This window comes from Bradyrhizobium oropedii, assembly GCF_020889685.1.
Lineage (GTDB): Bacteria > Pseudomonadota > Alphaproteobacteria > Rhizobiales > Xanthobacteraceae > Bradyrhizobium > Bradyrhizobium oropedii.
Window position 1 is genome coordinate 1 of sequence record NZ_JACMYO010000266.1, and the last position, 9144, is coordinate 9144.

General features: G+C 63.3%; 14 protein-coding genes and 1 tRNA gene. 8 read left to right on the forward strand and 7 right to left on the reverse strand.

The window, feature by feature from the left end; genetic code table 11:
- The 8 genes from H8A95_RS39520 to H8A95_RS39555 form a co-directional block, all read left to right on the forward strand.
- On the forward strand, nucleotides 1-1137 hold a 1137-nt coding region (locus tag H8A95_RS39520; protein ID WP_338028064.1), incomplete at its 5' end, for a glycine-rich domain-containing protein.
- A 30-nt stretch (nucleotides 1138-1167) separates the two neighbouring features.
- A complete protein-coding gene (locus tag H8A95_RS39525) occupies nucleotides 1168-2043 on the forward strand; it encodes a peptidoglycan-binding protein (protein WP_229187968.1) in 876 nt (291 codons plus the stop codon).
- Between the two features lies 1 nt (nucleotide 2044).
- A complete protein-coding gene (locus H8A95_RS39530; protein ID WP_229187969.1) occupies nucleotides 2045-2260 on the forward strand; it encodes a hypothetical protein in 216 nt (71 codons plus the stop codon).
- Nucleotides 2261-2275: 15 nt separating this feature from the next.
- The gene (locus H8A95_RS39535) at nucleotides 2276-2554 is read left to right on the forward strand and encodes a hypothetical protein (protein ID WP_229187970.1); all 279 of its coding nucleotides are present in this window, start codon (nucleotides 2276-2278) and stop codon (nucleotides 2552-2554) included.
- A gap of 62 nt (nucleotides 2555-2616) precedes the next feature.
- Nucleotides 2617-3231: a lipase family protein gene (locus H8A95_RS39540; protein ID WP_229187971.1), complete on the forward strand. Its 615-nt coding sequence runs from the start codon at nucleotides 2617-2619 to the stop codon at nucleotides 3229-3231.
- Nucleotides 3228-4145 (forward strand): hypothetical protein, encoded by a 918-nt coding sequence (locus tag H8A95_RS39545; RefSeq protein ID WP_229187972.1) that lies wholly within the window; start codon nucleotides 3228-3230, stop codon nucleotides 4143-4145. The genes H8A95_RS39540 and H8A95_RS39545 overlap by 4 nt, the downstream gene beginning before the upstream one ends.
- A 245-nt stretch (nucleotides 4146-4390) precedes the next feature.
- The gene (locus tag H8A95_RS39550) at nucleotides 4391-4828 is read left to right on the forward strand and encodes a hypothetical protein (protein ID WP_229187973.1); all 438 of its coding nucleotides are present in this window, start codon (nucleotides 4391-4393) and stop codon (nucleotides 4826-4828) included.
- Nucleotides 4806-5171 (forward strand): hypothetical protein, encoded by a 366-nt coding sequence (locus tag H8A95_RS39555; RefSeq protein ID WP_229187974.1) that lies wholly within the window; start codon nucleotides 4806-4808, stop codon nucleotides 5169-5171. The genes H8A95_RS39550 and H8A95_RS39555 overlap by 23 nt, the downstream gene beginning before the upstream one ends.
- Nucleotides 5172-5216: 45 nt before the next feature.
- On the opposite strand, the gene H8A95_RS39560 is transcribed toward H8A95_RS39555, so the two are convergent.
- The 7 genes from H8A95_RS39560 to H8A95_RS39590 form a co-directional block, all read right to left on the reverse strand.
- A complete protein-coding gene (locus tag H8A95_RS39560) occupies nucleotides 5217-7229 on the reverse strand; it encodes an acyltransferase family protein (RefSeq protein ID WP_229187975.1) in 2013 nt (670 codons plus the stop codon).
- 167 nt (nucleotides 7230-7396) lie between these two features.
- Nucleotides 7397-7570 (reverse strand): hypothetical protein, encoded by a 174-nt coding sequence (locus H8A95_RS39565; protein WP_229187976.1) that lies wholly within the window; start codon nucleotides 7568-7570, stop codon nucleotides 7397-7399.
- Between the two features lie 133 nt (nucleotides 7571-7703).
- Complete coding sequence (locus tag H8A95_RS39570) at nucleotides 7704-8075, reverse strand: helix-turn-helix domain-containing protein (RefSeq protein ID WP_229187977.1); 372 nt, start codon at nucleotides 8073-8075, stop codon at nucleotides 7704-7706.
- A 12-nt stretch (nucleotides 8076-8087) separates the two neighbouring features.
- Nucleotides 8088-8291, reverse strand: coding sequence for a hypothetical protein (locus H8A95_RS39575; protein WP_229187978.1), 204 nt, complete (start codon nucleotides 8289-8291; stop codon nucleotides 8088-8090).
- The gene (locus H8A95_RS39580) at nucleotides 8288-8503 is read right to left on the reverse strand and encodes a hypothetical protein (RefSeq protein WP_229187979.1); all 216 of its coding nucleotides are present in this window, start codon (nucleotides 8501-8503) and stop codon (nucleotides 8288-8290) included. Before H8A95_RS39580 ends, H8A95_RS39575 begins: the two co-directional genes overlap by 4 nt.
- Before the next feature lie 2 nt (nucleotides 8504-8505).
- A complete protein-coding gene (locus tag H8A95_RS39585; protein ID WP_229187980.1) occupies nucleotides 8506-8856 on the reverse strand; it encodes a hypothetical protein in 351 nt (116 codons plus the stop codon).
- Nucleotides 8857-8970: 114 nt separating this feature from the next.
- Nucleotides 8971-9045: transfer RNA gene (locus tag H8A95_RS39590), tRNA-Val, on the reverse strand.
- Nucleotides 9046-9144 lie beyond the last annotated feature (99 nt).

Sequence of the window (9144 nt, forward strand, 5' to 3'; positions counted from 1 at the left end):
AGTAATGGCGGCGGCGGCGGCGGTGGCGGCGCAGACGGTGGTGGCGTCGGCAATACATCGGCTGGCATCGGCGGTGGCGGCGGCGGTGCTGGCCCGCTCGGTTCTGGAGGTGGCACAGCAAGTGCTGGCTCTGCCGGTGGCGCTGGCTCGATCGGCGGTGGTGGTGGCGGCGGCAGCGGCAACAATGGAGCCGGTAACGCCTTTGCAGGCGGTAACGGCGGCACTGGCACCGAATACAATTCGTCGCCGAATTATGGCGCAGGCGGCGGCGGTGGCGGCGGCGGTTGGGCCAATGGCACAAATGTCGCCGGCAACGGTGGCAACGCTGGCGGCTATGGCGGCGGCGGCGGCGGTGGTGGTTGGGCCAACCCCAATATCGGCTCGGGAGGTTCAAGCACGCCCGGACTGATCGTCATCAAGTGGACGCCGACCACGTCACCGACGATCTATACGTTCACCACATCGACGGCCTCGCCGTTCTTCGGTCACATCAACTCGACGCTTCCGAATTATCTGATCGTCGGTGGCGGTGGTGGCGGTGACGCTGGCGGTGGTGGCGGCGGCGGCCTCCTCACCGGTTCGGTGACCACGACGGTCGGCACATCGTACACGGTGACGGTCGGTGCCGGCGGTGCGGGAGCGACCGCGACGAACAACGCGACCAGCGGCGGCAATTCCGCAGCTCTCGGATTAACCGCGACTGGCGGCGGCGCTGGCCGAAACACAGTTGCGGGCGTCGGTGGCGGATCGGGCGGCGGCTCCTACTCGTCCGCTGGCGGCTCGGGTGTCATCGGTCAGGGCAACGCTGGGGGTGCCGGCAACGGCACCAATGCCGCAGGCGGCGGTGGTGGCTGCAATGCTGTCGGCAGCGCTGGCGCGTCGTCGGCCGGCGGCGCGGGTGGCGCAGGCTGCTCGTCGTCCATCTCTGGTACGGCCACGACATACGCGGGCGGCGGCGGGGCCGGCGGCGTGACGTCTGGCGGCTCAGGCGGTGCAGGCGGTGGCGGCTCCGGCTCGTCAGGCACCACGGGTGGCGCAGCCACAGCAAATACTGGAGGCGGTGGCGGCGGTCTGTTCTCCGGCTACGGCACCGGCGGTGCTGGCGGCTCCGGCATCATCATCGTCTCAGTCCCCTAACCCATCAACATCGCAACTCGGATCCCCTCAATGCAGCACCCTTTCAAAGCGCTGGCGGCGGAGTATGCCGCTTATCTCGCGCACATGACCGTGACGCCAGGCAAGGCCGCGGCGATCGACGCCGCCGCGAAGAAGATCCTGCGGCCGGAAAATCTCGATGTTTATGTCGCCGCGTGTCAGGGTACGGCCATTCCGCCGGCGTTCATCGGCGCGCTCGAGCTGCGCGAGAGCGACTGCGATCCGACGCGCGCACTCGGCCAGGGCGATCGCTGGGACCGTGTCTCGGTGAACGTTCCGCGCGGCAAAGGACCGTTCAAATCGCGGCTCGACGCGATGAAGTTTTATATCCGCTACGATGGTCTCGATCAGAACTCGTCGCCGTGGTCGATGGAATATGCGTGCTGGAAGGGCGAAGGCTGGAACGGCTTCGGTCCACGCGCTCATGGGCGCGCGACCGGATATCTATGGGCCGGCACCTCGATCTACGACAAGCCCACCGGCAAGGGCGGAAAGTACGTCAGCGATGGCGAATGGTCGCCATCAACCTATGACGTGCAGCACGGCATCGTTCCGGTGCTGCTCCGCATCGGACAGCTGCGCACCGATCTTGCCATAGGCAGCGCACTTCCCATCGTCGAGGCACCGTCGATCGTGCCGGACGTCGCGCCGGCACCAGTCGGGGTCGGCGGCGGATTCATAATCGATGTCAGCGATATCAACTCCGTGAAGGCGCTGCAGGCGATGCTGAACGACAAGCACGCCCTGCCCGATCCCATCACCGTCGATGGCTCCTACGGTCGAGAGACCCGCGCGGCCGTTCGTGCCTATCAGATGCGCGAACATCTCACGGTCGACGGCCTGGCCGGGCCCGAAACTCTCGACCACCTCGGCCTCGCGCGGGTTTAGCATGACCAAGACCGCCCTCCTCCGCGAGCTCGAGCGCTTCAAGGGCGAGCAGCTCATCAACGCGATCGACCAAATCAAGTCGGTCGCCGCACCGCTAGGCTATTCGGTCAATGTGACCGATCCGGCATTCAACACCGGCTCGATCGACCGCGAGCCCAAGCGGCTCAACGTCCACACGGACGCAGAGTCCATCGTCAAGTCCTTTTCGTTCGGATAGAGCGGAGCCTCAAACATGTTGACCTCCACTGCGCGTGCGCGCGTCTGCGCCGCGTTGCTGATCCTGCTCGTCACGACACGGCCGCTGATGGCCGAGCCGAGCGTCTGGAACCTTCTTGTCAGAACGCCATCGTGGGTCACCCAGGAAGGGCATTACCAGAGCGTCAGTCCGCGAAGGCCGCTTGTCGATCCCGGGAAGCCTTATCGGTGCGAGATCAATTCCGACAGGATTGTCTGCTCGGAGATCACCGACGACGGGCATGTGATCCCGGGCACTGAGAGGGAAGCGCGATGACCGCGTCGCCCAACGATGCCCTGATCGCCTCCTATTGCGGCATGATCTACAAGCCGACCGCGATGATCGATTTCGATCATTTTGATGCCGGCGAGGATGACGGCGTCTGCTGGGCCATCAAGAATCTGCCCGGCATCGACCTCGTCATCTTCCGCGGCTCGGTGACCACGCTGGATTGGGTGCGCGACCTCCGCGCGATGGCGACAAACAGTCGGGTCGGACACGTCCATATCGGCTTCTGGGCTGGCATGGAGCACGTGTGGAGCGACCTGCGGCCGCTACTCACGCAACCGGCCATCGTCGCCGGCCATTCGCTGGGCGCTGCCCGCGCCGCCGTCCTGACGGCGCTGATGGTCACCGACGGCGCCGCGCCGATCGCGCGCGTCGCTTTCGGCGAGCCAAAACCGGGAATGCTCGATCTCGCGAAGATCGTCGAGACCGTGCCCGGCCGATCGTACCGCAACGGCGATGAGCTGCACCACGACCTGGTGACGGACGTCCCGTTCAGCTTCCCGCCTCTTCAGTACGTCCACCCCACACCGGTCATTCCGGTGTTCTGCAAGCCGCGCGATGACGAGTTCTTCAAGGACGGAATCTTCGCGTGGCATCACATCGAACTCTATGAAACCGCGCTCAACGTTCTGTTGGCGCAAGCATCGCAGGAGCAAGCAGCATGAAGTTGAGCGACCTCACCCTCCTCCAGTGGATCGGCATTATTTTGCTGTTCAATGGCACGCTGATCGGAGGCAGCAACTATCTTTCCGATCTGTTCATCTCGGGTACTGCGGTGAAGGCGATCATCGCCGTCGCCAGCCTCGGCAACATCTTCCTCGGCGGCCTCGTCACGATGTTTTCCTCGCAGGGCAGCATGGTGAAGACCGTAGCGGCGATGCCGGGTGTCGATAGCATTGCGGTGAACTCGCTGGCAAACAAGACTCTGGCGCAGCTGGCGACCTCTGGTTCTCCGGATGCTGCCAAGGTCGAGGCCACGGCGGCCGCGCAGGCCGCGGTCACCCAGACCGCGCGCGCGATCGCGATCCTGCTCGCAATCATCATCAGCGCCACACTGTTCGCTTTCTCCGGAAGCGCTCAGGCTCAGGGCATCAAGGTCCGCGCGCCGGCGGCCAAGTCGACTGCGCAGGCGGACCCGCTGAAGACATTGATGGACGAAATTGCGGCGAAGAAGGCCGAGTTCGTCACCAACGTTGTCGCCGCGGTGCAGGAGGCCGACGACGACGCTGCGACGCTGACCAACCCGTCAGATCCGACCAGCTTCCGCGATCCGATCGCACATGCCTGCTACCCTGCCCAGATCAAGTTCTTGCAGTCACTGCCACAGGTGCAGGCCATCAAGGCCCAGGCACCGTATGATGTGATCGTGCTGTTCCAGCGCAAGCGCGACCTGATCGCCCAGATCAAGGCCGGCTTGCCCGGTTACCTGAAGGTCGGTTGCGCTGCGCTGCTGCAGGACGAGCGAACCATCTTGGTGCAGACGCTCGGCCTCATCGGCGTGACGGTCGGCGCCGGCGCGCTCACCGGCGTCTTCCCGGCGGCCGCGCCGATCACCCTGCCCGCGCTGACGCTGGGCTGATTGAAGCCTGATCCGGCGCGCGGCCGCTCCATCGCCGCGCGCCGTTGGATCCTCTCTGCCGAAAGCGAGACCTGCCATGTATCTCAGGGCCTGCCTCCTGGCGGTTTTTCTCCTCGCGCCGTCCGTCGGTTCAACCGCGACGCATCGCGCGCATGGCTGCCGCTGCCACCGACTGCATCCGCACTCGTGCGCGATCGTTCGCCCCTTCTCGATCTGGATGATGAGATGAGATTCGGAGCACGGCGATGACGCTAGGAAAGCTGATCCACGTCACACTCCGACACTTCCAGAACCGGCTCTTCGAGCTCGCCACCAGCTGGATGATGATCGCGCTCAGCGTCCACATCCTGGCCTGGCCCGACTCCATCCGGGCCTCAGTGTTCAGGTTCATTCTGCAAGTCACCGGCCCTACATGGATGGTGATCTTCTTCGGCGCCGGCGGCGTGCTGCGGCTAGCGGCTCTGGTCGCTAACGGCTCGTGGCCCTATTACGGTCCGAAGCTGCGCGCCTGCGGTGCGTTCATCGGTGCCTCAGTCTGGGCGCAGATGTGCACGTCCCTTTTCCTCTACCAAGCCGATACCGGAAATCCGCCATCTCCCGGCATATGGGTCTATCTCGTTCTCTCGATGGTCGAGCTGATCGCAATGTGCAGGGCGCTGGTTGACCATGGCAGAGTTGATTAAGGATGCCTTTGCCGTCCTGAAGGAATGGCCGTTGGTGCAAGGTGCGGTCGCGATCCTGGTGCTGGTGATCGCCTCGCTGCTGGCATTTTCCGCGGTGAAGCGTCAGCCACACCAAGCCGAGAAGCCAGCGGCGCCAGCGCCGACGCCGGTTCCGGTCCAGATCGAAAGCCCTTGGCTGGTTCAGCACCTGGTTGAGATGCACCTCGACATTGAGAATGTCCGCAAGACCCTAGATGAGATCAACGCCAGATTGAACACGAACGCCGCGGCTGTCGCCGGCATCGTGACATTGCTCCGGCGCAGAGCCGCGCGAAAAGCCAAGAAGGATGGAACGATCGACTGATCTTGAGGACAAGACCGTCAAACGAAATGGAGCCCCGCTCGCCCTCTACGGGCTGCGGGGCTCTTTTTTCGTTTCAGCTGACGCTTGTTGCAGCGCCGCGGTCTGCGCGGCCTTCAAGGCCCTTGCGAACTGCCCCTCATACCGACTGGCATTGACGTTCGAGATGTGCGCCGTGTCGCGGAAATTGGCCTGCCCGTCTTGCACGAGGTAGCAATATCCGCCGCTGCATATCTCCTGCTGCGGGTCGATCGCGATCAGCCGGGAATTGCTTCGGCGGTCGGCTAGGATCCGATCAACGCCGGTCCGCAGCGCCTCCATCGTCAGAGCCGGGTCCGCCGGCACCTTCCATTCATTGATGGCCTTTCCCGCCCTTATCTGGTCTTCGATCCACCTCTGCGGAACGTCGAAGCTGATGTTGAGCAACGGCTTCACGAGGATTACCGTCTTGCCGTTGGATAGCAGCTTGTCGACAAGCGCCGCGATTTCGGTCGCGTCACTCCAGTTGCTTGCGAGCACGACGATATTAGGCGCGGGCTTCGACAGGACAAATCGCAATGTCTCACCGTTGAAACTACGACATTGCGGGGTGTCATTTGCGTTCCTGCCGTCGTCATCGAGGAAGGCGCGGCATGCGCTCTGGGTTGCGATGAACCCTTGCAGCCCGAGGCCTGATGCAGCCGATGAGAGCGGATCGAGGAACTGATTTGCGAATGAGTCCCCCCACAGGATGACGGCAGGCTCTCCCGCTCCCTTGCCGCCCCCGAACCGGCAATAGATCTCGCTGGCTCGCTTCACCGAGTTGGAATTTCTGAAGCATTCATCACGGGGCGTGTCCGTCTTGCGGGCCAGCTCGGCCGCTTGCAGATATGATGGAAGCCTGCCGGGGAAGCCAGTCGTCACGATGCCGGCGATCGTGAATGCGAGGAAGGACGCGAAGACGGCGCCGGAGCCGGCCAGGAGCCGGTTGTCGGTCCAGAGATCACGCCTGATGCGGATCGGCTGCTCAACATACCGATAGGAGAACGCGCTGATACCGATGGTCGCGACGACCATCAAGGCCTTTGCCGCTGCGTCAGCGGCGTACCCGTGAAGGGTCAGCCAACCACCGGCCAGGACCCAGATCGGCCAATGCCACAGGTAGATCGAATAGGACCAGTCGCCGATCGACTGGACAATAGGAAGCCGAATGAAGCTCGAGTTCATTCGGCCGGCGCAGATCACCAGCGCAGCGCCGGCAACCGGCAGCAGCGTCAGCGGACCAGGCCAGCTCGCTTTCGGCAGTGGCGTGATGATACATGCGGCTATCAGGAACCAGCCAGCGATCGCGGGCACCGAGCTGGATAGCAGGCGTGGAGAAGGAAGACCGGAAGCTCGTCGCCTGATCTCCGCAATGGCGATCAAGCCGCCGACAAGCGGTTCCCATGCCCGCGCGCGCAGGGAGAAGAATGCTGATCCCATGGCGTCATGATGATATTCCCACACGCACCAGACCAAGGATGCGGCTACGACGATCACGAAGATCCGCGCGACCGTGGCGGTGGCGTTCGATGAGGAGCTTCGGCGCCAGACCAGCCAAACCGCCAGCGGCATCCAGATATAGAACTGCCACTCGATCGCGAGCGACCAGGTGTGCAGAAGCGGCTTGGTCTGGGCCGCCATCGCGAAATAGCCGTTGTCGTTGTCGTACGCGAAGTTCGACAGGAAGAAGAGCGAGTAGCATGCCTGGCGCAGATGCCGGAAGTATTCTCCCGGCAGGGTCACAAACCACTCGGCGATCGCGGTGACGACGACAACGACGGCCAAGGCGGGATAGATCCGTCGCAGTCGCATTGCGGTGAAGTCGCGATACGAAAAGCGACCGACGATCAGATCGTTCAGCGCCTTCCGAGTCATCAGATAGCCGGTGATGACCAAGAAAACGTCGACGCCAGCGAAGCCGCCAGCAAACCCGGGAATCTGAAGGTGATATCCGAGCACGGCAATTACCGCGATGGCGCGCAACGCATTGATGTCGAATCGAAAGCGTGCCGCAGCGCCGACCACGGGCGCGTCGCGCAATGTAACTCCCAACTTCCAAACCCCAAAAATCCAAATTATGGCGGGAAGCTGGCTCAACCTGCGGCTGAAAGCAACTGGCAGATGTGTTTTTTTTCGGGGACGGTCCCGGCCGTGTCCCTCATAGAGGCCCCGCTTGTCCGCAAGGAAGGCGGGGCCTTTTTTGCGTATCAGGGCGTAGGCTCGCCGAGGACGATGAGTTTGGCGAGGGACGCCAGCAGGAGAAGGTTTCGACTGAAGAAGGCCTTCTCGATACGCACCGCCACGACGGCGTGCGTCTCGTTCTGGGTGATGATCTGTGCTTCCTTTTCGAGATACCGAAGTGTCTTGTCTTTTCTTGTCATGAACTTCCCCGTTCCAGACAATGCTCCTGTTCGCGTCTGGGTGGTGCATCAAAGCACATGCGCGCCTAGTCGGATGGAACCGACCGTCCAAAATGGACGCTCTAGCCAACGGATGGTTAACGGGAGCGCACAACTAGCGCTTGAGATTCTCCGAGGCGGTGCGCACGAGCTGGACCAGCCGTCGGTGGTCTTCACGCCCGATTCGATCGAGGCGCTTTGCTGGCGTCCGGTAATGGTGGCCGGCCTTCTCCACCGCGCCGCGACGACACAGGGAGCGAAGCCGCCGGATCACGGTGGCGCGAGGCATGCCCACATAGTCTGCCAGCTTGGTCGCAGTCATCGGTCGCTCCTCGAGCGTGCCGAGATAGACGGCCGTGGCGATCAGCATCAGGCTCGCCCTCGAGCCAAACTGCGCCTGCAAGTCCGGCGCAACGGTCTTATGCAGCTGGCGGGTGAGATCCAGCCAAAGGTGTGCAAGGTGATAATGCGGCGGAAGCTGGGGCATTGCAGCGGCGCATCAATGCCGCCAGCCCTTCTTGTCGACTAAGGTCTTGAAGCCCTTCGGCAGGCGCGGCGTCTCGCGCTCGCCGACCTGGTTGCACTTGTCACAAGGTGCGCCGGCACCGCCGCACTCACAGGCGCGATCGCCGAAGGCCGGCCGATCGGGATGGTTCTCGCAGACCCAGCCACTGTCATCACATGCCGCGCACCGTGGGCTCACGAGATCGACCTCATCTGGTCGAAGAGTGCCTTGACCTCGCTCAGCCGGAGTTTCGTTCCCGCCGGCATGTGGTCCAGCAGCATGTGCCGGGTTCCGACGGCGATCCGATCGCGCGCGATGATGTCCTGCTCGGCATGATAGGCCTGCATATCGGCCACGAACCGGTGAGCGACCTCGGCGGGAATGTCGATCGACTTTCGGGCGATGGGCATCGCTATCCCTTCCAATGAGGGTCCATTCGCTCGCCGCGATCGAAGCGGCGGTACTTCTCCGCGGTCCACGCCTGATGATGGCGCCATGCCTCGAAGTCGGCCTCGGTGCGCTTCTTCAGGAAAGCATCCCACTCGCTGGCGAACGCGGCGCGAGCTTCATCCAGAGATCCGGCCGAACCACGGGTGCACTCCCCTGGGTCGCTGCCTGGATAAAAGCCGCAGTGCCAATGCCACATCTCGGCGTTGCCAGGCGCGCCGACAGCGCGCGCGATCGATCCGGCGCGGATGTCGCCATACCAGACCTGCCAGCAGTCCTGGCGATCGGGGTCTGGGCGGCGGGTAAGCTCAGTCATAGGCGCGAATCCGGAAAGGCTGTAGGATGGCCGTGGAGCGATTAAATCCCATCCGACCGCGGAATGTAGTGGGTCGATCGGCGGAACGCATGGGTGAGCCGGATTACGTAGATTTGGTGGGCGGTGAGAGGATCGAACTCCCGACCAACGGTGTGTAAAACCGATGCTCTACCGCTGAGCTAACCGCCCGGCCAATCTGTTGCGGTTTCTGTTGCGCGAACGCCCCGCCTGCGGAAAAGAGACGGCGTTACAACTGCTTATCGGTCCGACGCATCCCGGTGTAAACGA

Coding starts and splice junctions, on each gene's coding strand:
- H8A95_RS39550 (WP_229187973.1), top strand. CDS start 4,391: ATGACGCTAGGAAAGCTGATCCACGTCACACTCCGACACTTCCAGAAC.
- H8A95_RS39545 (WP_229187972.1), top strand. CDS start 3,228: ATGAAGTTGAGCGACCTCACCCTCCTCCAGTGGATCGGCATTATTTTG.
- H8A95_RS39580 (WP_229187979.1), bottom strand. CDS start 8,503: ATGCCCATCGCCCGAAAGTCGATCGACATTCCCGCCGAGGTCGCTCAC.
- H8A95_RS39535 (WP_229187970.1), top strand. CDS start 2,276: ATGTTGACCTCCACTGCGCGTGCGCGCGTCTGCGCCGCGTTGCTGATC.
- H8A95_RS39570 (WP_229187977.1), bottom strand. CDS start 8,075: ATGCCCCAGCTTCCGCCGCATTATCACCTTGCACACCTTTGGCTGGAT.
- H8A95_RS39585 (WP_229187980.1), bottom strand. CDS start 8,856: ATGACTGAGCTTACCCGCCGCCCAGACCCCGATCGCCAGGACTGCTGG.
- H8A95_RS39525 (WP_229187968.1), top strand. CDS start 1,168: ATGCAGCACCCTTTCAAAGCGCTGGCGGCGGAGTATGCCGCTTATCTC.
- H8A95_RS39530 (WP_229187969.1), top strand. CDS start 2,045: ATGACCAAGACCGCCCTCCTCCGCGAGCTCGAGCGCTTCAAGGGCGAG.
- H8A95_RS39540 (WP_229187971.1), top strand. CDS start 2,617: ATGATCGATTTCGATCATTTTGATGCCGGCGAGGATGACGGCGTCTGC.
- H8A95_RS39565 (WP_229187976.1), bottom strand. CDS start 7,570: ATGACAAGAAAAGACAAGACACTTCGGTATCTCGAAAAGGAAGCACAG.